Origin of the sequence: Paenarthrobacter sp. 2TAF44, assembly GCF_052114885.1 — a bacterium.
In the GTDB taxonomy this organism is placed as follows: Bacteria; Actinomycetota; Actinomycetes; order Actinomycetales; family Micrococcaceae; genus Arthrobacter.
In genome coordinates this window covers 1-23,810 of the sequence record NZ_JBFRFP010000037.1, presented here as the reverse complement: position 1 = coordinate 23,810, position 23,810 = coordinate 1, and the positions used below count along the sequence as shown (strand labels likewise).

General features: G+C 62.8%; 20 protein-coding genes. 12 read left to right on the top strand and 8 right to left on the bottom strand.

Going from position 1 to position 23,810, the window contains the following annotated elements; translation table 11 throughout:
- The 5 genes from AB4Z15_RS23290 (at window position 1) to AB4Z15_RS23270 (ending at window position 8,428) form a co-directional block, all read left to right on the top strand.
- Complete coding sequence (locus AB4Z15_RS23290; protein ID WP_442019146.1) at window positions 1–936, top strand: ABC transporter permease; 936 nt, start codon at window positions 1–3, stop codon at window positions 934–936.
- A complete protein-coding gene (locus AB4Z15_RS23285; protein ID WP_442019145.1) occupies window positions 933–1,931 on the top strand; it encodes an ABC transporter ATP-binding protein in 999 nt (332 codons plus the stop codon). The genes AB4Z15_RS23290 and AB4Z15_RS23285 overlap by 4 nt, the downstream gene beginning before the upstream one ends.
- Complete coding sequence (locus AB4Z15_RS23280; RefSeq protein ID WP_442019144.1) at window positions 1,928–3,088, top strand: oligopeptide/dipeptide ABC transporter ATP-binding protein; 1,161 nt, start codon at window positions 1,928–1,930, stop codon at window positions 3,086–3,088. Before AB4Z15_RS23285 ends, AB4Z15_RS23280 begins: the two co-directional genes overlap by 4 nt.
- Window positions 3,085–4,632, top strand: a complete 1,548-nt coding sequence (locus tag AB4Z15_RS23275; RefSeq protein WP_442019143.1) for a glycoside hydrolase family 32 protein — start codon at window positions 3,085–3,087, stop codon at window positions 4,630–4,632. The genes AB4Z15_RS23280 and AB4Z15_RS23275 overlap by 4 nt, the downstream gene beginning before the upstream one ends.
- A 127-nt stretch (window positions 4,633–4,759) precedes the next feature.
- Window positions 4,760–8,428, top strand: a complete 3,669-nt coding sequence (locus tag AB4Z15_RS23270; RefSeq protein ID WP_442019142.1) for a GH32 C-terminal domain-containing protein — start codon at window positions 4,760–4,762, stop codon at window positions 8,426–8,428.
- 217 nt (window positions 8,429–8,645) lie between these two features.
- On the opposite strand, the gene AB4Z15_RS23265 is transcribed toward AB4Z15_RS23270, so the two are convergent.
- Window positions 8,646–8,924: an HPr family phosphocarrier protein gene (locus AB4Z15_RS23265; protein WP_224093305.1), complete on the bottom strand. Its 279-nt coding sequence runs from the start codon at window positions 8,922–8,924 to the stop codon at window positions 8,646–8,648.
- A gap of 29 nt (window positions 8,925–8,953) precedes the next feature.
- Window positions 8,954–10,654 (bottom strand): phosphoenolpyruvate--protein phosphotransferase, encoded by a 1,701-nt coding sequence (gene ptsP / locus AB4Z15_RS23260; protein WP_442019141.1) that lies wholly within the window; start codon window positions 10,652–10,654, stop codon window positions 8,954–8,956.
- Between the two features lie 129 nt (window positions 10,655–10,783).
- Here ptsP and AB4Z15_RS23255 point away from each other — a divergent pair, with 129 nt between their 5' ends.
- The 4 genes from AB4Z15_RS23255 to AB4Z15_RS23240 all read left to right on the top strand — a co-directional run bounded on the left by AB4Z15_RS23255 (window position 10,784) and on the right by AB4Z15_RS23240 (window position 15,451).
- On the top strand, window positions 10,784–11,506 hold the full coding sequence (locus AB4Z15_RS23255; RefSeq protein WP_442019140.1) for a TetR/AcrR family transcriptional regulator: 723 nt from the start codon (window positions 10,784–10,786) through the stop codon (window positions 11,504–11,506).
- A gap of 66 nt (window positions 11,507–11,572) precedes the next feature.
- Window positions 11,573–13,675: a PTS mannitol transporter subunit IICBA gene (locus AB4Z15_RS23250; RefSeq protein ID WP_442019139.1), complete on the top strand. Its 2,103-nt coding sequence runs from the start codon at window positions 11,573–11,575 to the stop codon at window positions 13,673–13,675.
- Window positions 13,675–14,823 (top strand): mannitol-1-phosphate 5-dehydrogenase, encoded by a 1,149-nt coding sequence (locus tag AB4Z15_RS23245; RefSeq protein ID WP_442019138.1) that lies wholly within the window; start codon window positions 13,675–13,677, stop codon window positions 14,821–14,823. Before AB4Z15_RS23250 ends, AB4Z15_RS23245 begins: the two co-directional genes overlap by 1 nt.
- 289 nt (window positions 14,824–15,112) lie before the next feature.
- Window positions 15,113–15,451, top strand: coding sequence for a hypothetical protein (locus tag AB4Z15_RS23240; RefSeq protein ID WP_442019137.1), 339 nt, complete (start codon window positions 15,113–15,115; stop codon window positions 15,449–15,451).
- Between the two features lie 108 nt (window positions 15,452–15,559).
- On the opposite strand, the gene cycA is transcribed toward AB4Z15_RS23240, so the two are convergent.
- From cycA to AB4Z15_RS23215, 5 genes are all read right to left on the bottom strand, one after another.
- A complete protein-coding gene (gene cycA / locus AB4Z15_RS23235; protein ID WP_442019136.1) occupies window positions 15,560–17,020 on the bottom strand; it encodes a D-serine/D-alanine/glycine transporter in 1,461 nt (486 codons plus the stop codon).
- A gap of 164 nt (window positions 17,021–17,184) precedes the next feature.
- Window positions 17,185–17,946, bottom strand: coding sequence for an ABC transporter permease (locus tag AB4Z15_RS23230; protein ID WP_442019135.1), 762 nt, complete (start codon window positions 17,944–17,946; stop codon window positions 17,185–17,187).
- Window positions 17,943–18,722: an ABC transporter ATP-binding protein gene (locus AB4Z15_RS23225; RefSeq protein WP_442019134.1), complete on the bottom strand. Its 780-nt coding sequence runs from the start codon at window positions 18,720–18,722 to the stop codon at window positions 17,943–17,945. The genes AB4Z15_RS23230 and AB4Z15_RS23225 overlap by 4 nt, the downstream gene beginning before the upstream one ends.
- Window positions 18,719–19,084 (bottom strand): DUF1048 domain-containing protein, encoded by a 366-nt coding sequence (locus tag AB4Z15_RS23220; RefSeq protein ID WP_442004484.1) that lies wholly within the window; start codon window positions 19,082–19,084, stop codon window positions 18,719–18,721. The genes AB4Z15_RS23225 and AB4Z15_RS23220 overlap by 4 nt, the downstream gene beginning before the upstream one ends.
- Window position 19,085: 1 nt before the next feature.
- Window positions 19,086–19,415 carry a PadR family transcriptional regulator gene (locus tag AB4Z15_RS23215; RefSeq protein WP_431117042.1) on the bottom strand — a complete coding sequence of 110 codons (330 nt, stop codon included), beginning with the start codon at window positions 19,413–19,415 and terminating at the stop codon, window positions 19,086–19,088.
- Between the two features lie 85 nt (window positions 19,416–19,500).
- On the opposite strand from AB4Z15_RS23215, the gene AB4Z15_RS23210 reads away from it, so the two are divergent.
- The 3 genes from AB4Z15_RS23210 to AB4Z15_RS23200 are packed head-to-tail and all read left to right on the top strand — an operon-like array spanning window position 19,501 to window position 21,796.
- Window positions 19,501–20,025 (top strand): GNAT family N-acetyltransferase, encoded by a 525-nt coding sequence (locus AB4Z15_RS23210; protein ID WP_442019133.1) that lies wholly within the window; start codon window positions 19,501–19,503, stop codon window positions 20,023–20,025.
- A 49-nt stretch (window positions 20,026–20,074) separates the two neighbouring features.
- On the top strand, window positions 20,075–20,524 hold the full coding sequence (locus tag AB4Z15_RS23205) for a MarR family winged helix-turn-helix transcriptional regulator (protein WP_442019132.1): 450 nt from the start codon (window positions 20,075–20,077) through the stop codon (window positions 20,522–20,524).
- Between the two features lie 33 nt (window positions 20,525–20,557).
- Window positions 20,558–21,796, top strand: coding sequence for an MFS transporter (locus AB4Z15_RS23200; RefSeq protein ID WP_442019131.1), 1,239 nt, complete (start codon window positions 20,558–20,560; stop codon window positions 21,794–21,796).
- Window positions 21,797–21,848: 52 nt separating this feature from the next.
- Here AB4Z15_RS23200 and AB4Z15_RS23195 read toward each other — a convergent pair whose 3' ends face one another.
- Complete coding sequence (locus AB4Z15_RS23195; RefSeq protein ID WP_442019130.1) at window positions 21,849–23,318, bottom strand: sugar porter family MFS transporter; 1,470 nt, start codon at window positions 23,316–23,318, stop codon at window positions 21,849–21,851.
- Window positions 23,319–23,810 lie beyond the last annotated feature (492 nt).

The window sequence follows — 23,810 nt, the reverse complement described above, 5'->3', positions numbered from 1 at the left end:
ATGACAACCGCACTTCTGAAGCAGCCAACTCCGACCCCGGCTGTCCGCAAGCCCAACCGCAGCTTCGTCCACGGACTCCTCACCAATAAAAAGGCCATGCTGGGCATGACCGTCATGTTTGTGTTCATCGCACTGGCGTTGCTGGCGCCCGTGCTCTTCCCTGGCGACCCATCGCGCATCACGGGGATGGCCTCCTTGGAGCCCTCCCCAGAGCACTGGCTGGGCACCACCGCCAAGGGACAGGACGTGCTCGCACTGACCGTCCACGGCTCGCGGAGTTCCCTGTTCGTCGGGCTGACTGTGGGCTTCGCGTCGACGTTCGTCGGCATCCTGGTGGGCCTTGCTTCGGCCTACTTCGGCAAATTCATCGACGAAGCACTCTCCTTGGTCACCAACGTCTTCCTGCTCCTCCCCGGCCTGCCGTTGCTGGTCATCCTGGCTGCCTTCCTGCCACCGGGCCTTGGCACAGTGATCCTGGTACTCGTGGTCACGGGATGGGCCGGTTCGGCCCGCGTGCTGCGCTCGCAAGCGTTGTCCATCCGTTCCAAGGACTTCGTGGCCGCAGCCGTGGTGTCCGGTGAACGGGCAGGCCGGATCATGTTCCGCGAAATCCTGCCGAACATGGCCTCGATCGTCATGGGCACGCTGCTGGCCTGCGTCATTTACGGCATCGGAGCCCAGGCTGGCCTGGAGTTCCTCGGTCTGGGCGACGTCAGTACAGTCTCGTGGGGCAACAACCTCTTCTGGGCCGGCAATGAGGGCGCCCTGCTGACGGGCAGCTGGTGGGTCTTTGTTCCCTCCGGTGTCTGCATCGCTTTGGTCGCCTTCGCGCTGGCACTTATCAACTACGCCGTGGACGAAGTTACCAATCCGCGGCTGCGGAAGATCAAAACACCCAAGACCCCCGCAACCACCGAAAGGAGCGCCGCCAAGTGACCGTCTCCCAAGTCTCCTTCGGCTCCCACGAGCCCGTCCTGGACGTCAAGAACCTCACCGTAAAGTACGTGGGCGATACCCGCTCAACCACCGCCGTCGACCGCGTTTCCTTCAGCATAGGCACCGGTGAGGTGTTCGGGCTGGCTGGTGAATCGGGCTGCGGGAAGTCGACCATCGCCAACTCGATCATGCGGCTCCTGAAGGATCCCGCCAAGATCGCCGGGGGCAGCATCTCCTTTGGTGGCAAGGACGTCCTGGCCATGAGCCCGGAGGAACTGCGGCGCTTCCGGTGGCAGGACGTGGCCATGGTGTTCCAGTCGGCCATGAATTCGCTCAACCCGGTGCTGACCATCGGCGAGCAGATCGTGGACATCTTCACCACACACGCCGGCTACTCGCGCAAGGAATCACTCCGCCGGGCGGGCGATCTGCTGGAACTCGTGAGGATCGACCCCGCGCGCCTCAAGTCCTACCCCCACCAGCTCTCCGGTGGCATGAGGCAGCGCGCCGTGATTGCCATGGCCGTCGCCCTCAAGCCGTCGCTGCTGATCCTGGACGAGCCAACTACTGCACTGGACGTTGTGGTGCAGCAGGAAATCATGGCCCAAATCAAGGAACTCCAGCGCGAACTCGGCTTCTCCGTCCTCTTCATTACGCACGACATGTCCCTCATGGTGGAGTTCTCGCACCGCATGGCTGTCATGTACGGCGGCCGGATTGTGGAAACCGCCAAGGCGCAGGACGTCTACGCCAATCCCCGTCACCCTTACACGCAGGCGCTCATGGGTGCGTTCCCGCCGCTCACCGGTCCTCGCGTTCCGCTCACAGGACTGCCCGACGGCGTGAAGTTCCGGAACATCCCGGACCTCACCGAAGTGGCACCTGGCCATCTGGTGGCACCCTTTGATGCTTCCGCCGCTGCGGTGCCCGGCGCTTCAACGGTGCCCGGCGCGTCAACGGTCGATCCCGCAATCCTGGAAGGAGTCGCACGATGAGCCACTCTGCGGTATCCACTACGTCACTGTCCCCTGCGGTCGAAGGTTCGGCGCGCCACGCCGGTGCTTCCGAAACGCCCGCCCTCGAAGTCCGCGGTCTGGGCAAGTCGTTCCCCATCGGAGGCCTGTTCTCCCGGCAATCCGTCCGGGCCCTGCACGGTGTGGACCTCACCATTGGCCGCGGCGAAATCGTGGCACTCGTGGGGGAGTCCGGTTCCGGCAAGAGCACCCTGGCCCGCTGTGTTGCCCGGCTCGAAAAGCCGAGCTCCGGCGCGATCCTGGTTGACGGCGTCGACGTCCTCAAGCGCGACCGGTTCCAAGCGTCCCGTGCCTTCCGGTCGCAACTACAGATGGTCTTCCAGGATCCGTTCGGTTCCCTGAATCCGGCCCACAGGATCGAGCACTTCCTGCGGAGGTCCTTGGCCATCCACGGGAAGGGCGGTTCGGAGTCCGAGACGCAGCGCCGGCTTGAAGAACTCATGACCACCGTTGGTCTGCAGGCCGACATGCTCAACTCCTACCCGCATGAACTCTCGGGTGGGCAGCGTCAACGCGTCGCGATCGCCCGTGCGCTCGCCGTGGAGCCGGAGGTCATCCTGGCTGATGAACCCACCTCCATGTTGGACGTGTCAGTGCGGATCGGCGTGCTGAATCTGATGCGGAAACTCCGCGACGAGCAAGGCATTTCCATGCTCTACATCACCCACGACCTCGCGTCGGCACGCTACCTGGCCGACCGCACCGCGGTGATGTTTGCCGGCGAACTCGTGGAGGAAGGGGAGTCCCTGGATCTGCTCGCCAACCCGGCCCACCCCTACACGCAACTCTTGGTGTCGGCCGTTCCGGACCCGGCACGCGCAGGCTCCTACGATCCTGTCCGCCGCGCTGAACTGCGGCAGGCTGTCATGGCTTCCACGGGCTGCGCTTTCGACGGCGATCCGAACCAGGCCTGCTCCGCTTCCGAACCTGTACGCCATCAGGTGGGCGATGCCGCAAACCGCCACTGGGTGCGCTGCCACCTCTACCGGCCGCGGGCTGGAGCGGGCGGACACGCGCTGGCTACTGAACCGGCCGAGGCTGTATCGGCTGGGACGACTGAACCCCTGGCGACTGAACCCCTGGCGACTGAAAAGACAGACAAGAAGGCTTCCGCATGACTGAACTGACCCACCCGCTCGCCACCGTTCCGCGCGACGAGCTGGTTGCCCGCGCCGAAGCCGATCCCCTGCGGCCGCGATTCCACTTCGTTTCCCCGGCGGGGTGGCTCAACGACCCCAATGGCGTCAGCCAGTGGAACGGCGTCTACCACCTCTTCTACCAGTACAACCCGGAGGGTGCTTTCCACCACCGCATCCAGTGGGGCCACGCCACCAGCACGGACCTCGTCACGTGGACGGACCAGCCAATTGCTTTGGAGCCGTCGGCCGGTCCGGATGCGGACGGTTGCTGGTCAGGTGTGTTGGTGAACGACGGCGGAACGCCCACCTTGGTGTACTCGGGACGAGTCGACGAGCGTGAGCTGGCCTGCGTTGCCGTGGGATCTGCTGACCTCATGACGTGGACTAAGGTGCCCGAAAACCCGGTGATTGCGGCCCCTCCGGCGGGCGTTGACATCACCGCCTACAGGGACCACTGCGTGTGGCGCGAGGGCACCACATGGCGGCAGTTGGTTGGCTCGGGCATTCGAGGGCGTGGTGGGACGGCGTTCTTGTATGAGTCCTCGGATCTTCGTTCGTGGACCTATGTGGGTCCTTTGTTCATTGGCGACGCATCCAAGGGCGATCCTGCAGATACCGACTGGACCGGAACCATGTGGGAATGCGTGGACCTGTTCAGGGCGGGTGAGGGTGCTTTGGGTTCTGTTACCGGCCTTGATGAGGCAACCCATCCTGATGTGTTGGTTTTCTCTGCCTGGGACGACGGCGACACCCGTCACCCGTTGTACTGGACCGGGCGCTACTCAGGGGACACCTTCGAACCCGCTGCCCTGCACCGGCTCGACTATGGTGGGCGGTTCTTCTACGCCCCTCAATCGTTCGAGGATGAATCAGGCCGGCGCATCATGTTCGGTTGGATGCAGGAAGGCCGCAGCGATGCCGCCATGGTGGAGGCAGGGTGGTCGGGCGTGATGAGCCTGCCGCGCGTCACCACTTTGGCCGATGACGGAACGCTGGAGTTTGCGCCGGTTCCTGAGGTTGAGAAGCTCCGCCGGAACCATGTGAGCGTACCGGGCAAAGTGCTCGTCGGGGGCGGTACGCCAGTGGATACCGGTGTCTCAGGGAACCAGTTGGACCTTGAGCTGGACGCGCAGTTGGCACCGGATGCGGTGCTGCGACTGGGCATTCTGGGTTCCGGGGACGGCGTTGAGGAGACGGTCATCGAAGTCAGCCGCTCTCTTGAGGGCGAAAACGGCATCCTCCGGCTCGACCGCACCCGGAGCAGCCTTGACTCCGAGGTGGATGTGGAGGACAAGTCCGGCCCCGTCCCGATGCCCGACGGATGGGTGCGCCTGCGCGTCCTGGTGGACCGGTCCGCCGTCGAGATTTTCGCCAATGGCAAGCCGCTCACGGCCCGGGTTTACCCAACTTTGGGCGGCGAGCGCGTGACCCTGACAGCCGCAGAGGGCACCGTCAGCTTGGCGAGCTTCGAGGCCTGGACCATGGCCGACTCCTGGGGAGGCCCGCGCCCGCTCTTCCCCTAACACCGCCCCTAGCACCAACCGCACAACCATCCCTCTCTCACATCCCGGGCGTTTTCCGCCGATCTTCTCTCACATCAGGGGAGGTTTTGGCGAACGCTCTCTCACCCTGAGGTCAAAGGCGATCTGAATGCATAAGAGAATAGTTGCCGGCCTCACGGCCACGGTCCTTGGTGTTGGCTTGGCCGGGACGGGGGTCGCTGTTCCGGCGGTGGCCCTCGATCCCGCGCCGGTCACCCTCAACAGCACCACGAGCCCCATTCCGGATGTCGTCGGAGTCAGCGGTTCGTGGACCCGGACAGCGCAGGGCGGGTACACCGCCGTCGCGCCGTCCGGCCAGAATGCGGCGGCCACCAGCGAGCAAGTGGTTGCAGGAACCGCCCGGTATACGGCCTCGGTGACGGTCGACGCCGGGAGTCCCTACGGTGTGGGGACGCTCGTCTTCCGCGCAACTCCCGACGCCAGTGCGGGTTACGCCGCGACGATCGACCCCAATCTGGACCGGGTGAGGTTGTTCGACCTCGCGACCGGACAGGACGTTGTAACCCCTGTGTCCCTCCCGCTGAATACGGGGCAGGCCTACACGGTGGATGTCCACGTGGACGGCCCGCGAATCTATGTGGCCGTCGATGGAATCAAAAGGATTGACGCCACGGACTACCGCTACGAGTCGGGCCGGGTGGGCCTGCACGCGTTCAACGGGGCTGTGTCCTTCGGCAGTCCCGGCGTGCGGACCATTGATTCGAACGTCAGCGGCTGGACCGTAACGGACACGGGCTGGCAGGCCTCGGCCACCGGCTTCCGCGGAGTCGCGCCGTCGAACAGCAACATCCGGGCCATCGCCACGGGGCAGTCACCAACCGACGTCGACTTTTCCACAGACATCCAAGTCACCTCACAATATGGCGTGGGGACGGCACTGTTCCGCACCAACGACTCAGGTACATCGGGTTACGCGGCCGAGGTGGACCCGAACGCCGGACGTTTGCGCCTCTACAGGGTCTCGGACAACGCCACGCTGGGGACGTTCACCACTGCCATCACGGTCGGCCAGGTCTATCGCCTTCGGGTCACCGCGCTCGGTAATCAGTTGGCCGTCTACTGGCAGACCGACTTCCTGGACCCCGACGGCGTCATACCGGCCATAACCGCTACGGATTCCGCCCACGCTTCCGGCTATGTCGGGCTGGGCTCCTTCAATGGAACCGCCGTGTTCCAGAGCATGACGCTTCGAGGACTTGAGACGTCGTTGCAGGGTTGGCGTGTTGCCTCCGGTTCGTGGGAACCCGACTCCGCTGGCCTGCGCGCCTACGCGGCGAGTGGCACAGCGGCGCGGTTCATTCCGGCGGTGGCGTCCGACGTCGTTGCCTCCTTGGACCTGACTGTCACCTCCCCGGCAACCGCCTCAGTGGTGGTCCGCAGCGGCGCCGACGGCAGCGGCGGCGTGGAACTGAGGATCGACCCAGGAGCGGGCACGGCGAAGCTGTACAACCGGGCCACCGGGGCGTTGCTGCACTCCGGCAACCTTCCCTCCACAAGCTTCAAAGCCGGCCAACTCAACCGCGTCCAGCTCACTGTCCAGGGCAGCGAAGCGTCTGTGTTGATTAATGGCACGCCCGTGCTAAATGGCGCAGTACCGGCCTCCGCCGGAGAGGGTTTCGTCCTGCTGGCTACCGGAACGGCCTGGTTCCAGAACGTCCGTGCAGACGATGTGAATCAGTATATAAACGGCCTCTACCAGCCTGGCTACCACTACAGCCAGAACTCCGGGAACAGCTCCGACCCCAACGGGCTGGTCTTTTTCGACGGCGAATACCATCTCTTCCACCAAGACCGAGGACGCTGGGCGCATGCCGTCAGCACAGACCTGATGCACTGGAAGCAACTGCCCATCGCCCTCCCGCACATGGACGCGGGGGAGTCGTGGTCCGGCTCGGCGGTGGTGGACGCCTCCGATTCCAGCGGCCTCTTCGACGGCGGATCCGGGCTCATCGCCTACTACACAAGCTTCAACCACGACGCTTGGAACGGAAACCAGTCCATCCGCGCCGCCTACAGCAAGGACAAGGGACGCACTTGGCAGACGGTCCAGACCACTCCGATGGTGGAAAACCCGGGTGGCCCCGACGGCGGTTGGGACTTCCGCGATCCCAAGGTCACCTGGGACGCGGCTTCCAGTAAATGGGTGATGGTGGTGGCTGCGGGCGACCACATCCGCTTCTACTCCTCCACAGACCTCATCCACTGGACGTTCGCCAGCACCTTCGGCTACGGCGACTGGGTTCGCGGGGGTGTGTGGGAATGCCCGGACTTCTTCGAAATGCCTGTGGAGGGACAGTCCGGCGTTAAGCGCTGGGTGCTGTGGTGGAGTACTGGAGCGGTTCGCTCTACCAACGGCTCCGCGGCGCAATATGTGACGGGCGCGTGGAACGGTACCGCATTTACGCCCGACACCCCCGCTTCGCAGGTATTGCAGGCTGATCACGGTCGGGACTACTACGCAGCGATGAGCTTCTTCGGCGCGCCCGATGGCCGACGCATCATGATCGGTTGGATGAGCAATTGGGACTATGCGTTCAGCCCGCCCACAGGCCGCTGGAATGGGCAATTGTCCATCCCGCGCGAGCTCAAACTCGCCGATGTTCCCGGCGCCGGGCTCCGGCTGACGCAGGCTCCCGTTGTGGAGGTAGAGTCGCTGCGCACGTCAACCTGGCAGGCCTCCGATGTCACTGTGACGCCGAGCTCCGCGAACGCTCTCGCGGGTGCTTCGGGCCGCTCCTTCGAGCTCGAAGCGGAGGTTGGGATTCCTTCTTCCGGTGGTGCCACGTCCTTCGCGTTCGGGCTGAGGAAAGGGACCGGCTCAACTGGTACTCCCGCTCAAGAAACAACAGTAAAGTTCGACGCCGGTGCTGCCGCACTCACCGTGGATCGCGGCAATGCCGGACGCGAGGACTTCACCCGGTACTTCGCGGGTTCCGCAGCGGACAATTCCACAGCACCCTGGAGCTCCACTGTGGTGGGTTCCGAGCGTCGCGTGAAGCTCCGAATCCTGGTGGACGCATCCTCGGTGGAAGTCTTCGGTGGGGACGGTACAGCGGCCATCACTTCGCTGATCTTTCCCGACCCTTCCTCCACAGGCCTGTCCTTCACAGCCACCGGAGGGAATGCCCGGCTGGTGTCCGTCAAAGTACACCAGCTCAGCGACACGGCCCGCCTGACCACCGCGCCGCCGTCGAACGTTTTGCCTGCCGCGGGTGGGACGGCTCGCCACAACCTTGGCACATATTCAGTGGTCCCCGGCGGCAAATGGGAGAGCACAGGCGCAGGCCTGGCAGGTACGTTCGACAAGGACTCGACGGCCATGAGCGCAGCCGCATTCACCAATGTGCGGGTGCAGGCAACGGTGCGGTTCGGCGGCGAGCCCTATGCCGGCGAGACGCTGAACCGGGACCTGGCTCCAGAGAAAGGGTACGGCGGCGCGGGCTCGGTGTTGCTCAGATCCTCCGCCGATGGATCCAGCGCCTACTACGTGAATCTGGACCCGAATCTCCGCGTGGCGCGGGTGTTCTCGCTGAACAACGGCGTGTTTACAGTTCTCGCGAGCGTTCCGGCGGCCTTGAGCCATGGGGTGAGCTATGCACTGGACACGTCAGTTGTTGGCAACAGGATCACGGTCTCTGTTGATGGAACGCAGCTGATCGATGTCACGGACAAGGCGCTCACATCGGGCAAGGTCGGCGTCAACGTGTTCGACGGACGTGCCGCGTACCAAGACGTGGTGGTGACCGCGCTGCCATAGCCCGGGCGAGCCCGATTCGATGACTCGCTGCAGACCAGACGATTCCTACCGTCTAGTACGCAGCGCATCATCGAATCGGGCACATCTCATAGCCCGAAGCTACCCTGATGAGGCTCGCCGAGTCACCCATTTCGCTGCTTCCCTGCGCACTGTGCCGTGCGCACGGCATGATGCGCAGCGCATCATCGAATCGGGCAGCCGAACCCCCGCGCAAGAACTACTCCGCGTCCAAATCCGTCTCCAGCAACGCCACCAGCGCGTCCAGGGCAGCGTCGGCGCCGTCGCCCTCCGCCCGCAGCACAACGACGTCGCCCTTCGCAGCGCCGAGAGTCATGAGCGAAAGGATGCTGGCGGCGTCGAGGGCTTCATCGGCGGGTTCGCCCTGCATGGCAATGGTGACTTCCACCGGCTGCTCACCTGCGGCTTCGGCGAACAGGGCGGCGGGCCGGGCGTGCAGGCCGGAGCGGCTGGCGATGGTGGCTGTGCGTTCGGGCATGGGTTTCTCCTAAAGGTCGGAAGCGAAAATTAGAGGCCGAGTTCTTCGAGCACGGGGAGTTTGGCTCGGACCCAGTCGCGAGCCTCGGTAGCGCTCGGTGCGGTGAGGGCCAGCCGGGCGAGTTCCTGTGCCTGCTCCAGGGTCACGGTCTTCAGCACAGTCCCGACGGCGGCCAGCGAGCGCGCGGTCATGGACAGTGTACTCACGCCGAGTCCGGTAAGTACGACGGCGAGGGCGGGGTCCGCGGCTGCCTCGCCACAGACGCCCACGGGTTTGCTGTCGCCCTCCCGGCCGGATGCTTCCTGCGCTGCACCTTCCACCGTGAGCTGCACCAGCCTGAGGACCGCGGGCTGCCACGGAGTGTTCAGTTCCGCGAGGGGCCCGAGTTGGCGGTCGGCGGCCATGGCGTATTGCGTGAGGTCGTTGGTGCCCAGTGAAGCGAAGCCAACTTCCCGGAGCACGGAGGCGGCGGTCAAGGCGGCGGAGGGAACTTCCACCATGACACCAGGCGTTTCGATGCCGGCAGCAGCGCATAGTGAGGCGAATCGGCCGGCTTCGGCAGCCGTGGAGATCATGGGGGCCATGACCCAGACGTCGGCTTCGGATTCCGAAGCGGCCCGGGCAATGGCTTCCAGTTGGCGCTCCAAAACGCCCGGCGTGGTGAAGTCTGTCCGGTAGCCGCGAACACCAAGGGCAGGGTTGGGTTCGGTGGCGTCCGTGAGGAAGGGGAGGGGCTTGTCGGCGCCGGCGTCGAGGGTCCGCAGCACTACTTTCTTGCCCGGGAACGCGTCAAACACAGCCTTGTACGCTGCTGCTTGTTCGTCGACAGAGGGCTCGGTGTCGCGCTCGAGGAAGCAGAACTCGGTGCGGAACAGGCCAACACCCTGGGCGCCGAGGCCCGCTGCTGCCACCGCATCCTTGGCCCCACCGACGTTGGCGAGAAGCGGGACCAAGTGGCCGTCCGCCGTCGTCCCGTTTCCGTCGAAGGCGGCCAATGTTGCCGACGTTTCCGCCCAGGCTGCCGCAAATGAACGCTGCTCCCCCGAGGGGGAGACCACCACGAGGCCAGCGGCCCCGTCCACGTAAACCTCACTGCCATCCACAACAGAATCGACCCCATGCGCAGCGACCACTGCCGGCAATCCCAGCGAGCGGGCGATGATCGCCGTGTGCGACTGCGGCCCGCCGCCCGAGGTCACCAGGGCCAGCACCTTCTCAGGGTCAAGGGTTGCTGTGTCTGCAGGGGCGAGGTCTTCTGCCAGCAAAATGAAGGGCGTCCCGGAAGAAGGGATGCCCGGCGCGGGGACCCCCCGCAGCTCCGCCACAATACGGGCGCGCACGTCCAGCACGTCGGTGGCGCGTTCGGCCATGTAGCCGCCCAGGTTGTGAAGCATTTCAGAAACGGAGGCGCCGGCTTCCCAGATGGCCCGTTCCGCGGATGAGCCTGCGTTGATGAGCTTGGCAGCCGATTTCAGGAGCATGGTGTCCTTGGCCATGAGCGCGGTGGCCTCGAGGACGGCCTTGCCGTCGCCGGAGGCAGAATCCGCGCGCCCCTTGAGTTCGTCGTGGACAGCTTGCGCTGCGGCTTTTAAGCCCGCGACGGCGTCCTCCGGACTGACGTCTGTGTCCAACCGCTCGCCCGACGGCGGTTCACTCACCGGTTTGGGCATCTGGCGGACGGAACCAATGATGCGGCCAGGGCTTACCCCTACTCCTTGGAAATTCTGCACTGAATCCTCTGTTCCTGCGTGTTGGTTCAGACCCACCGGCAACGGCACCACGAGCCTGCGAAACTAGCCTACAAAATTCTCTTGTGAGCCACTTCATATAGCAACGCTATAGGTGCTAGGGTAGCGGTTATGAGTTTCGATGACCAGCTTCCGCCAAAAGTTCGGTTGCTCCGCGCAGCCGCTGAATTGTTGGCAAATTCGGAAGGGTCAGCAGTCTCTACGCGCCAGATCACGGCCTTGGCCGGGGTTACGGCCCCAACGCTCTACCACCACTTTGGAGACAAAGAAGGATTGTTCGACGCCGTCGTTTCCGCCGGCTTTGAAGAGTACGTGGCGGGGGAGCGGGACTTTGCCCCGTCCGGGGAGCCCTTGGAAGACGTCCGGCGGATGTGGGACAACCACGTCCAGTTCGGGTTGACCCAACCCCACCTGTATCTGGTGATGTTCGGCAATATCAGGCCGGAAAGCCGCCCAGCAATCGTGGCCGATGCTGAAGCGCTTCTGGAGGAAATGCTGAACAAGGCCGCCATCGCCGGTCAGATCAACGTGCCGCCCCGCGAAGCGGCACGAAGCATCCTCGCGGCCAACGTGGGTGTAACGCTCATGCTCATCGCCGAACCGGTGGAAGAAAGGAACCTCGAGCTCTCAACGATGACCCGGGATTCCATGATTTTCGCCGTCTCCACGGACACCGCCCGTGGCGCCGCACCGGAGGACTCCGGTAAGTCCTCCGTGGTTGTTGCGGCAATCGCCCTGAATGCGGCACTGCAGGCCTCGCATTCAGACCAACTTTCCAGCTCTGAATTGAAGCTCTTCCTTGAGTGGCTTCACCGCATTTCCAGCAGCTCCTAAGGCTGTTCTCTCTCGATCTATATCGACTGACCCCGCGACGCCGCGGGACACACGTTAGGAATTCACATGGCAACAGAGACCGTTGCGAAGCCCCGCACCAGCCTGCGCGTGGGCGTCCAAAAGTTCGGAACATTCCTGTCCGGCATGATCATGCCCAACATTGGCGCCTTCATCGCCTGGGGCCTCATCACGGCCCTGTTCATCAAAGAAGGGTGGATTCCAGTCGCGGAACTTGGCGGTTTCGGGACCAACGCTGAGGGAGTGGCCAACCCCGGCCTCGTTGGCCCTATGGTCAAGTACCTGTTGCCGCTGCTGATTGCCTATACTGGCGGCCGCATGGTCTACGACGTCCGCGGCGGCGTGGTGGGCGCTATTGCCACCATGGGCGTCATCGCGGGTACAAGCTCTCCGATGTTTATTGGCGCCATGATCATGGGCCCGCTGGGTGGCTGGACCATCAAGCAGCTTGACCGCCTGTGGGATGGCAAGATCCGCCCCGGCTTCGAAATGCTGGTGAACAACTTTTCCGCCGGCATCTGGGGCGCAGCACTGGCCTTGGGTGGCTTCTACGGCCTCTCATATATCGTCAAGATCTTCACCGACGGCGCAGGAACGGTGGTCCAGTTCCTGGTCAACAATGGCCTGCTCCCACTGACCAGCATCTTCATTGAGCCGGCAAAGGTTCTCTTCCTCAACAACGCCATCAACCACGGCGTGCTGACCCCACTTGGCATCCAACAATCCCTGGATCACGGCAAGTCCATCCTGTTCCTGCTTGAGGCCAACCCTGGCCCGGGCCTGGGTATCCTGCTGGCTTACATGTTCTTCGGCCGCGGCGCAGCAAAGGCTTCGGCACCAGGCGCAGCGATCATCCACTTCTTCGGTGGCATCCACGAGATCTACTTCCCGTACGTCCTGATGAAGCCGATCCTGATCCTCGCTGCCATCGGTGGCGGCATGACGGGCATCGCAACCCTGGCGATCACCAACTCCGGCCTCGTGGCTCCCGCCGCGCCAGGATCCATCATCGCCGTGATCGCCCAGACCTCCCGTGACAGCTATGTCGGCGTGATCCTGGCCGTAGTCCTGGCAGCCACTGTTTCCTTCCTGATTGCTTCACTGATCCTGCGCACCTCCAAGAACAAGGGCGAGGACGATCTCTCCGAAGCCACATCCCGCATGGAAGCCATGAAGGGCAAGAAGAGCTCCGTATCTTCAGCCTTGGTTGGCGACAGGGTTGACGATCGGACAAGCGACCGCAGCGGCACTGTCCTTACCCGTCCCGTCCAGAGCATCGTGTTCGCTTGCGACGCCGGCATGGGCTCCAGCGCCATGGGTGCCTCGGTCCTGCGCAATAAGATCAAGGCTGCAGGCTTCCCGGAGGTCAAGGTCACCAACTCGGCAATCGCCAACCTCAGCGATTCCTATGACGTCGTCATTACCCATGAAGACCTCACCGAACGCGCCCAGCCCAGGACGGCCAGCGCCATGCACTTCTCGGTGGACAACTTCATGAACAGCCCGAAGTACGACGAAATCGTTGAGTTGGTCAAGGCAAGCAACACCGAGGAAGGCGCCGCTTCTGACACAAGCACGACGGCGGAGCCCACCGCAGGTGCCCAGCCCGCCGCCGGTGCCCAGCCCGCCGCAGCTGCTGCAGCCGGAGCAGCCGCCGGTGCCGGAGCAGCCCCCGCCCACGGTGCCCATGCCGCCGAGCCAGCTCCCGCCGTCGGGGGTAAGGAAGTACTGCTCCCCGAAAGCGTTGTACTGAACGGAATGGCGCACGACCGTGATGCTGCGATCGACGAAGCCGGGCAGCTCCTGCTGGACCGCGGCGCCGTGGATGTCAGCTACGTGCACGCCATGCACGAACGCGAGGAATCCGTGTCCACGTATATGGGCAGCTTCCTGGCGATCCCGCACGGCACCAACGATGCCAAGGAGCACATCAGGCACTCGGCCGTTTCCATCATTCGGTACCCGGAGGGCATCGACTGGGGTGGCAAGCAAGTGAAGTTCGTGGTCGGCGTGGCTGGCCTTAACAATGAGCACCTCCACATCCTGTCCTCTATCGCCAAGATCTTCACCAACAAAGCCCAGGTGGCCCAGCTGGAGGAAGCGACCACGGTTGAGGAAGTGCTGGAGCTGTTCGGAAAGGTCAACGCATAGTGAAGGCAGTCCATTTTGGGGCAGGCAACATCGGACGCGGCTTCGTGGGGCTGTTGCTGCACGAAGCCGGCTACGAGGTGGTGTTCGCGGATGTTGCGGATGCACTGATCAGCCAGCTCGCCTCCGCCAGCAGCTACGACGTCCATGAGGTGGGCGAGAACCCGGCGGTCAAAACCGTGGACGGGTTCCGTGCGCTGAACTCGAGTACGCAGGAAGATGCCGTTGTTGAGGAAATCTCGACGGCGGATGTGGTTACCACCGCGGTGGGGCCGCACATCCTGAAGTTCGTAGCGCCGGTGATCGCGCGTGGGCTGGCAGCACGGGAGCCTTCGTTGCCACCGTTGCAGGTGATGGCGTGCGAGAACGCCATCAACGCGACGCACCTCCTGGAAGTGGAGGTCCGTGCGGCCTGGGACGACTCCGCGGCTGATTTGGACTCCGCGGCTGTCTTTGCCAACACGGCAGTGGACCGCATTGTCCCGAATCAGGAGCCGGGCCAAGGCCTGGATGTCACGGTGGAGACGTTCTACGAATGGGTCATCGACCGCACCCCGTTTGGTGATCGCGTCCCCGTCATTCCTGGAGCCACTTTCGTGGACGAGCTTGGCCCGTACATCGAGCGCAAGCTGTTCACGGTGAACACCGGCCACGCTTCTGCTGCGTACTTCGGGTACGCGGCGGGCCTGGAGAAGATCTCCGAGGCCATGGCTGATCCGTCCGTGGCAGCGAAGGTCAGGGCTGTGCTGGAAGAGACCAAGGAACTGCTCGTGGCCAAGCACGGATTCGTGGAGGCAGAGCAGGAAGCGTACGTGCAGAAGATCCTGTCCCGCTTCACCAACCCGTACCTGCCGGATACCGTGGTTCGCGTCGGCCGGGCACCGCTGCGGAAGCTTGGTCGGCACGAGCGGTTTGTCGGACCAGCGGCTGAGCTTGCCGAGCGTGGTGTCACGCCGGTCGCGTTACTGGAGGCGATGTCGGCCGCCCTTCGTTTCGACGACGGATCCGACGACGAAGCCGTGGAACTCGCCAACATGCTCTCCGAACTGGACGCGGCTGCCGCCGTCGAGCGCATTACGGAACTTCCGCCGTCGCACCCGCTGTTCCCGGCGATCCAGAAGCTCATAGAGGACCGCAAAGCCGAAGCCTGATTCTTCTCTCACGTCCTGCGGCTTTTCGCCGGACGTTCTCTCACATCCTGCGGCTTTTTTCCGGACGTTCTCTCACATCCTGCAGCCTTTTGGCGGACGTTCTCTCACATAAGAAATGCGCGACGTCGGCACCCAGCCTTGGGTGCCGACGTCGACGGTTATACCGCTCCACCGAGAATATCAGCAGCCTTATCTTCTTCTCTGAACGCTGCTACCTTGGCATTGTTAGCTGACGTGGATTGCCGGTCCACAACCCTGGCCCGGCGGCCGACAACAGGAGGTATCTTCAGTGAACGACGCCCCTCAGCACCATGAATTGCCCTTGGCGGATTACGACCATCTTCCCAGTGGGACCTTGCCCTCGCGGATTTCCGGCCTGGACCAGAACGGCATCGAGCAGTTGCTCAGCTATGAACGGGCCCACGGCAACAGGCTCCCTGTCATCCAGATACTCGAGCATCGGCTCGAAGCACTCAAGAACGGCGCCGAGCCGAGCGGAACAAGCGCCCCGACCACCCCCGAAGTCAGCCAGACAAGCACGGGTTCGCATGTCAGCCCAGCAACTGCAGGGCCACCGGTTAACCCTCCGTCACAAGGGGTTCCGACGAATCCGTCCCAGCCGCGATGAACTCAGCCGAACGCCGCGGGATGTGAGAGAAGATCCGTCAAGAACCTGCGGGATGTGAGAGAAGATCGCCCACAAAACCGCAGGACGTGAGAGAACATCGGGAGGGGGTTAGCGCGCTGCCGCCGTTTCGGCTTCCGCCATCGCCTTCCATTCGGCCACGCGGGCCTGATGGAGCGGCGATTTGCGGACCACGGCGTAGGCGATGCCAAGAACCGCGAACCAGATAGGCGTCACCAGCAGGGCCGTGAGCGTGTCCGGCTGCGTAGTGAGTGCCCAGACCAGGAACGCGAAGAAAGCGAAAACAATCCACACCATCGGTATGCCGCCGGGCATCTTGAACGGCGACGCCGCGTGCTGCTCGGGGCGGCGCTTGCGGTACACGAGGTAGCTGGCCAGGATGATCGACCAGACGAACATGAAGCAGACCGCTGACACTGTGGTCACCATGTCGAACGCTGCGCCGACGTCCTTGCCCGCGTAGAGGAGTACGACGCCGGCCAGCAGCAGGACGCACGAAAGGAACAGTGCGTTCTGGGGTACTTTGCGGCTGGAGAGCCGGCCGAATACCTTGGGTGCGTCGCCATCGTTGGCCAGGCCGAACACCATGCGCGACGTCGAGTAGATGCCCGAGTTGGCCGAAGACATGGCCGAGGTGAGCACCACGAGGTTGACCACCGTTGCCGCCATGCCGAGGCCTGCCAGGGAGAACATGGCGATGAACGGGCTGTGTCCTGCCTTGAACTCGGTCCACGGGGTGACGGACATGAGGATCACGAGGGCGCCTACGTAGAAGAGCATGACGCGCAGGGGGATGGCGTTGATGGCGCGGGGCAGGTTGTGCTCCGGGTTCTTGGTTTCGGCTGCGGCAGTGCCCACCAGCTCGATGCCCACGAACGCGAAGACGGCGATCTGGAAACCGGCCACGAAGCCCATGAATTCCTTGGGGAAGAACCCGCCATGGCTCCAGAGGTTGGTGAAGCTGGCGATGCCGGCGTTGGACTGGAAGCCCGTGAAGATCATGACCAGGCCAACGACGATCAGCGCGACGATTGCAACGATCTTGATGAGCGCGAACCAAAATTCGGTTTCGCCGAATGCCTTCACGGTGGGGAGGTTCAGGAGGAGCAGGATGATGATGGTCGCAATTCCCGGGACCCACAGTTGAACGCCTGGCCACAGTTCATTGGCATAGCCGGCAATGGCGATGACGTCGGCAACACCGGTGACCACCCAGCAGAACCAGTAGGTCCAGCCGGTGAAGAAGCCTGCCCACGGGCCCAGGAGATCGCCGGCGAAGTCGCTGAAGGACTTGTAGTTCAGGTTGGACAACAGGAGTTGGCCCATGGCGCGCATGACGAAGAAGAGCATGAAGCCGATGATCATGTACACGAAGATCACGGACGGTCCAGCCACGGAGATGGTTTTGCCCGAGCCCATGAAGAGGCCCGTTCCGATGGCCCCGCCGATTGCCAGGAGTTGGATGTGGCGGTTGCTGAGCGAGCGTGACAGATGGGGCTCGGTGTCCCTGCTGGAGACGCCGGTCTTCGCCTGTGTTGTCTGATCGGACATTAGTTCAAGAACCCTTCGAAGAGCCGGCCAAAATGGTGACGGCCGTTACAAATCTGTTTCGATAAAGCTATAGCTAATGTCTGACCAATGGCTAATCGGCCCTCACGGCGAAAGCTCCCCTGTGGATAAAAAGGGGAGCTTAGGCCTGGTTTATACCGCAGCCCTTAGGCGATCTGCTTCCGATACGCTGCCGCCGCAAATGCATAGGCGAGCACGAGGATCCCCAAGCACCATGCCAGGGCAACCCAGATGTCGCCGCCCACGGGTCGCTGTGCGAACAGATCCTGGATGGTGTTCACGATGGACGTGACGGGCTGGTTCTCGGCGAACCAGCGGACTGGTCCGGGCATGGTCTCCGTGGGGACAAAGGCCGAGCTGATGAATGGCAGGAAGATCAGCGGGTAGGAGAATCCGCCGGCGCCATCCACAGACTTCGCCGAGAGGCCGGCAATGATGGCGATCCACGTGAGTGCCAAGGTGAAGAGCGCCAGGATTCCTGCAACGGCCAGCCAGTCCAGCACGCTTGCCGAAGTCCGGAAGCCCATGAGGAGGGCTACGGCCACGATGATCACCAGCGAGAGCCCGTTGGCTACCAGTGATGTCAGAACGTGGGCCCACAGAACCGAAGAGCGTGCGATCGGCATGGACTGGAAGCGCTCGAAGATGCCGCTCTGCATGTCCGTGAACAACCGGACTGCCGTGTAGGCGATGCCGGACGCGATCGCAATCAGCATGATGCCCGGCAAGAGGTAGTTCACGTAGTTGTCCGTATCGGTCCTGATGGCGCCACCGAATACGTAGACGAACAACAACATGAGGGCGATCGGAGTGATCGCTGTGGTGATGATGGTGTCCACGCTGCGGAAGATGTGCCGCATTGAGCGGCCCAGCAGCACGGACGTGTCGGCGAAGAAGTGGGTGCTCATGACCTGTCCTTTACTGACTCGTTGTTACCAGTGCCAACCAGTGCCAGGAAAATGTCCTCCAGACTCGGTTGCTTCTCGACGTACTCGATCTTGGCCGGCGGCAGCAGCTGCTTGAGCTCGGCAAGGGTGCCGTTGGCAATAATTCGCCCCTCATGAAGGATCGCAATTCGGTCCGCGAGTTGCTCAGCTTCATCCAGGTACTGCGTGGTGAGCAGGACCGTGGTCCCTTGGTTCGCGAGGTTCTTGACGATATTCCACACCTCCAGGCGGGCTTCGGGGTCAAGGCCGGTGGTCGGTTCGTCCAGGAAGATCACCTTCGGGTTGCCGATCAGGCTCATGGCGATGTCCAGGCGGCGACGCATGCCGCCGGAGTATGTCGACACCTTGCGGGATCCTGCCTCAGTGAGGCTGAACTGAGCCAGCAACCCGTCGGCGATCATGCCTGGGTTTTTCAGGTGTCGCAGTTTCGCTACCAGGATCAGGTTCTCCTTGCCGGACAGCACCTCGTCCACGGCCGCGAACTGCCCGGTCAGGCTGATGGACTGCCTTACTTGGAGCGATTCGGTGGCAACATCAAAACCCTCGACGGCGGCAGCGCCGGCGTCGGCTTTCAGCAGGGTGGACAGGATCTTCACCATGGTGGTCTTGCCCGCTCCGTTGGAGCCGAGGAGGGCGAAAATGCTGCCGGCCGCTACCTCAAAATCCACCCCGCGCAGAACATGGAGATCCTTGTACGACTTCTCGATGCCCTCTACCCGGATTGCCGTTGCGGTCATGATTCAGCCTCCTTGGCTTTATCGACAGCCTTCGTGAGGCGCTCGCGTTCCTTATCAATCCAGCGCTTTCCGCCATAGGCCTGGGCAAAGGCCTCCGCGAATTCGATCGGATCTTCGCCCACGATCCCGCTCACGGGCGTTCCGTCGATGGCCGCGCGTTCCCACAGATCCGCGAGATCAGTGAACATCTGCACCATGGTGTCCCCTTCGGTAACCCCGCCGTAGTACATGAGGTACCGGTTGAAGGCTGTGGCCACGGTGAGGTAGGGCTCTGGCAGGGCATCCAGCCGCGCCTTGGCCTGCTTGTACTGCTTCTTCTGCTCGAGTGATCCGGTGACCAGTTCGATCCATTTTGCTGCCATGTCAGTTTCCTTCCTTGCGGAGCTCTTCAAGCCGTTCGGACAAGAAGCTCCAGGTGTTCCAGAATTCGTCCAGTTCGTTTTTGCCCTGCGCGTTGAGCGTGTACACCTTGCGGGGTGGTCCTTTTTCAGACGGGCGCTTTTCGACGTCTACCAGCCCCTTTTGTTCAATCCTGACGAGCAGTGCGTACACAGTGCCCTCAGCGATCTCGGTGAAGCCCTGCTCCCGGAGCAGCGTGGTGATCTCGTATCCATACGCTGCCTTTCCGGTCAGGAGGGCCAGCACGATGCCCTCCAATGTGCCTTTGAGCATCTCCGTCATCTGCTTGCCCATCGGACACCTCCTTCACTACTCAGTATTACTAGCTACCACTACATAGTAGAACTAAGTACCGGTACTTAGCAATACTGAGTTCTGAATGAAATGGCATGCTGGGGTGGTGACCACAGACCCTGCCGCCGCGCCCGCTTTGATGACTGCCGACGTCGACTCCGGAACCTTTAGTCTTCGACGCGCTACCAAGGCTGATTTGCCGCGAATCCTTGCGTTGCTGGTAGATGATCAGTTGGGCGCTACCCGCGAAAATCTGGACGACCTTGCGCCGTACGAGCGTGCTTTTGAAATGATCGACGGCGATCCCGCCCACCTCCTGGTGGTGGGCGAACTCGGCGGGGAGGTTGTCGCCACTTTCCAGCTCAGTTATCTCCCAGGCCTGTCGCGCAGGGGATCGTTGCGTGCCCAGATCGAGGCTGTCCGTGTGGACGATGCGCTCCGCGGGCAGGGGGTGGGCGCGCTCATGGTCCAGTGGGCGATCGATCAGGCGCGGGCGCGGGGATGCTCCCTGGTCCAATTGACCACTGACAAGTCCCGCGCGGCTGCACATCGTTTCTATGAGCGATTGGGTTTTGTCGCTAGCCATGAGGGCATGAAGCTGAAGCTTTGACCCGCTTGCGCTTGACTCTTAGGTACCCTAACTATTAGGCTGCCTAAATATGACGAGCACTTCGGCTTCCGACCCCCGGCTTCTCCATATCGCCCAGCAATTCCGCGAATCACTGCGTCTGGGCGTGTACATGTTCCGCCGCCTGGATCCGGAAGGTGAACTCACCGCAGCGCAGCTCAGCCTGCTCTCGATGATTTCCGACGGCGGACTCCGCGTGGGTGACATCGCCAAAAACCTGGGGATCAAGGTCCCCAGCGCCACCGAGCAGATCATCAAGCTCGAACGCTCAGGCCTCGTCAGCAGGCAGCCCGACGTCAACGATTCCCGCGCAGTCCAGGTGGTTATCACTAAAGCCGGGACCGCCGCCGTCGAATCTGCCAACCAGCGCCGAAACGCGATGGTGGCGGGGTTGCTCCAGGAGCTCAGCAGCGATGAAATTGAGCAGCTCGCCGCGGCGCTCCCTATCATCAGCAAGCTCAACAGCTCATTCCAGAACTAACCAGAACCAAACGCACCGACAAGGAGCCCTTGAATGTCACGCCAACTGGCTGACGCTTCAGAAAGCGCCGAGACAACTACCGAAACCACCCTCGAAGCTGAAAAGGCTTCATTCCTGAAACAGCCGAAGGCCGTGTGGGCCACCGCGCTCGCAGCGGTGTTCGCGTTCATGGGCATCGGGCTCGTGGACCCGATCCTGCCGGCAATCGCCAAGAACCTGGACGCGTCAACCAGCGAAGTTTCCTTGCTCTTCACCAGCTACTTCCTGGTGACGGCGATCGCCATGCTGATCAGCGGTTTCGTGTCCTCGCGCATCGGCGGTAAGAAGACGCTACTGATCGGGCTGGCCGTGATCGTGGTGTTCGCATCGTTGTCCGGCTTGTCCGGCAGTGTTGAGCAGTTGGTGGGTTTCCGTGCTGGTTGGGGATTGGGTAACGCCCTCTTCGTCGCGACCGCCCTCGCCGTGATCGTTGGTGTGGCCAGTGGTGGGACCGGAACAGCGATCATTCTTTACGAAGCAGCTCTCGGCCTGGGTATCTCCCTGGGCCCGCTTCTCGGGGCATTGTTGGGCGGGTGGCAGTGGCGTGCGCCCTTCTTTGGAACCGCGGTCCTCATGGCTGCCGCTTTCATCGCGCTGCTGGCTTTGCTTCCCAAGACACCCGCTCCCGCCAGGAAGTCACGTCTGCGGGATCCGCTGCTCGCGCTGGGACACAGGGGCCTCAGTACGACGGCGGCAAGCGCCCTGTTCTACAACTACGGCTTCTTCACCATCCTTGCCTTCACGCCTTTCATCCTCGGCATGGACGCATACGGCATCGGGGGAGTGTTTTTCGGTTGGGGCGTTGCCGTTGCCGTGTTCTCGGTGTTCGTGGCTCCCGTGCTGCAGAAGCGCTTCGGCGCTGTAAAGGTCCTGACCGGCACCTTGGCCGCGCTCATGCTCGACCTCCTTGGACTGGGACTTGCTGCGGGGCACTCGGTGACTGCCGTCGTCGTGCTTGTGATCGTGGCAGGTGCCCTGCTGGGCATCAACAATACGATTTACACCGAACTGGCCATGGGTGTCTCCGATTCTCCGCGACCCGTCGCATCCGCCGGCTACAACTTTGTGCGGTGGATGGGTGGTGCGCTGGCCCCGTTCGCCGCCGCCCAGCTGGGCGAGCACTTTGGGCCGCAGGTGCCCTTCTATGCCGGTGCCGTTGCCATGGTGATCGCGATTCTCATTGCCTTCGGAGGCCGCGGGTACCTGAGGTCGCACGAGCCGCACCTGGTGTAGTCGCGCCCTTAACCACGAAAAAGCCCGACGGAATCCGTCGGGCTTTTTCGTGTTATTTCGGCTCGTTGGACGTGACCGGCAGCGGCGCTACCGGTGCGCCCTTGGGCACGAAGAGCGTCTCAGCCTGCTCCAGGGACATGCCGTTCGTCTCGGGAACCTTGAACATCACAAAGAAGAACGACGCCGCAGCGAACGCCGCGTACAAGGCGTAGGTCAGTGGCAGCGAACCCGCCGCCATGATGGGGAAGCTGAGCGTGATGGCAAAGTTGGCGATCCATTGCGCGGCCGCCGCCAGTCCGAGTGCGCGGGCCCGGATCCGGGACGGGAAGATCTCGCCAAGCAGCACCCAGACGAGCGGGCCCCATGATGCGCCGAAGCTGATCACGAAGACGTTGGCCGCCACGAGGGCAACCGGGCCCCAAGCACCAGGGAGGCTGATTTCGGAGCCCGTTCCAACAGCGGAGGAGAAGGCCAACGCCATGACGCCGAGCGAGACGGCCATGCCGATGGAACCGGTCAGCAGGATAGGGCGGCGACCAATGCGGTCCACCAGCGCGATGGCTACCAGGGTCACCAGAATGTTGGTCACAGAGGTGGCAACCGAGATGGTGAGGGAGTCCTTCTCGTGGAATCCGACCGCTTTCCATAGCGTGGTGGAGTAGTAGAAGATCACGTTGATGCCAACGAATTGCTGCAGCACGGACAGGATGATGCCGATCCACACCACTGCCTGCAGGCCGAATGTCTTGCCCCGCAGCGAGCCCTTCTTGGTGGACAGCTGGTCCTGCTGGATGGATTCGCGGATATCGCGGATGTGCCGCTCGGTATCGTCGTTGGGGATGAGGGTATCGAAAATGGTCCGGGCTTGGTCTTCCTTACCGTTGAGCACCAGGAAATGCGGTGACTCGGGCAAGCGGAACGCGATCCAGCCATACACCGCAGCGGGCACAGCACAAGCGATGAACATCCAGCGCCAGGCTTCCATGCCGAGCCAGAACGTGCTGCCGGCGCTGCCGGCCGAGTTGGCCAGCACGGCGTCGGACAGCAGTGCCGCGAAGATACCGGTAGTGATGGCGAGCTGCTGAAGCGACGCCAAACGGCCACGCACGTGCCGCGGGGAAATCTCGGAAATGTAGGCCGGTGCGATGACTGAAGCAAGGCCGATGCCCAAGCCCCCCACCAAGCGCCAGAAAACCAGGTCCCACACACCAAACGCCAGCCCTGTACCTATGGAACTCACCAGGAACAGGAGGGCGCCGATCTTCATCGCCGGAATGCGGCCGTAACGGTCGGCGACTTTGCCAGCAAGGTAGGCTCCCAGCGCGCACCCCAGCAAGGCGACCGCGACGGCAAAACCAGTGACGGCCTCGCTCATCAGGAATTCGTCCTTCATGGCATCCACGGCACCGTTGACCACGGAAGAATCGAAGCCGAACAGGAAGCCGCCCACCGCTCCAGCAACGGCCAGGCCGATCACTTTCCTGGACACTGGGGGCACGCCTACTGTGCTGGGATTGGACATGGGTCTCCCTTGGGAATGGTGGTGTGGGATTCACGGTGCGGGACGTCGTCGGCTGTTCCGACGGGGACGCCGGTGCACACGCGCTACACAGTGTGGCACGCCCCGTCCACCAAGTTCCAGTCAAGGCGATTCAAATGACGTGCATTCACTAAATTAACGCACCGGTCCTGGTTGATGGCTGGGAGCGGGTTGGGAGTTTTATGCGGTGACTCGGCAGGGCAAGAAAGTGCGCGGTTGGGGCCACTACTTGAACGCAAAGCACGACGGCGGCAGGTGCGTCTAGGAGTCAAACACACGTGCCGCCGTCGCCGGCTTCCACGTCAACAAGCCCGGCTCCAAAGTGCTAGTGCCGCGTGTTTGAAGTTGTCTTTGGCTTGGCTTTCGCCAGGATTTCTTCGGGTGATTTGGTCCAGGTGAAGGGGTGGCTGCGTTTGTTCCAGCCGGTGATGAATTGCCGGATCTTGCGCATCAGGTCCGTGACCGAGGTGAACG

What these genes read in the sequence shown, in the direction of transcription:
- AB4Z15_RS23275 (WP_442019143.1), top strand. Translation starts at nt 3,085, where the DNA reads ATGACTGAACTGACCCACCCGCTCGCCACCGTTCCGCGCGACGAGCTG.
- AB4Z15_RS23280 (WP_442019144.1), top strand. Translation starts at nt 1,928, where the DNA reads ATGAGCCACTCTGCGGTATCCACTACGTCACTGTCCCCTGCGGTCGAA.
- AB4Z15_RS23230 (WP_442019135.1), bottom strand. Translation starts at nt 17,946, where the DNA reads ATGAGCACCCACTTCTTCGCCGACACGTCCGTGCTGCTGGGCCGCTCA.
- AB4Z15_RS23250 (WP_442019139.1), top strand. Translation starts at nt 11,573, where the DNA reads ATGGCAACAGAGACCGTTGCGAAGCCCCGCACCAGCCTGCGCGTGGGC.
- AB4Z15_RS23200 (WP_442019131.1), top strand. Translation starts at nt 20,558, where the DNA reads ATGTCACGCCAACTGGCTGACGCTTCAGAAAGCGCCGAGACAACTACC.
- AB4Z15_RS23290 (WP_442019146.1), top strand. Translation starts at nt 1, where the DNA reads ATGACAACCGCACTTCTGAAGCAGCCAACTCCGACCCCGGCTGTCCGC.
- AB4Z15_RS23255 (WP_442019140.1), top strand. Translation starts at nt 10,784, where the DNA reads ATGAGTTTCGATGACCAGCTTCCGCCAAAAGTTCGGTTGCTCCGCGCA.
- AB4Z15_RS23205 (WP_442019132.1), top strand. Translation starts at nt 20,075, where the DNA reads ATGACGAGCACTTCGGCTTCCGACCCCCGGCTTCTCCATATCGCCCAG.
- AB4Z15_RS23270 (WP_442019142.1), top strand. Translation starts at nt 4,760, where the DNA reads ATGCATAAGAGAATAGTTGCCGGCCTCACGGCCACGGTCCTTGGTGTT.
- cycA (WP_442019136.1), bottom strand. Translation starts at nt 17,020, where the DNA reads ATGTCCGATCAGACAACACAGGCGAAGACCGGCGTCTCCAGCAGGGAC.
- AB4Z15_RS23195 (WP_442019130.1), bottom strand. Translation starts at nt 23,318, where the DNA reads ATGTCCAATCCCAGCACAGTAGGCGTGCCCCCAGTGTCCAGGAAAGTG.
- AB4Z15_RS23215 (WP_431117042.1), bottom strand. Translation starts at nt 19,415, where the DNA reads ATGGGCAAGCAGATGACGGAGATGCTCAAAGGCACATTGGAGGGCATC.
- AB4Z15_RS23210 (WP_442019133.1), top strand. Translation starts at nt 19,501, where the DNA reads ATGAAATGGCATGCTGGGGTGGTGACCACAGACCCTGCCGCCGCGCCC.
- AB4Z15_RS23265 (WP_224093305.1), bottom strand. Translation starts at nt 8,924, where the DNA reads ATGCCCGAACGCACAGCCACCATCGCCAGCCGCTCCGGCCTGCACGCC.
- AB4Z15_RS23220 (WP_442004484.1), bottom strand. Translation starts at nt 19,084, where the DNA reads ATGGCAGCAAAATGGATCGAACTGGTCACCGGATCACTCGAGCAGAAG.
- AB4Z15_RS23225 (WP_442019134.1), bottom strand. Translation starts at nt 18,722, where the DNA reads ATGACCGCAACGGCAATCCGGGTAGAGGGCATCGAGAAGTCGTACAAG.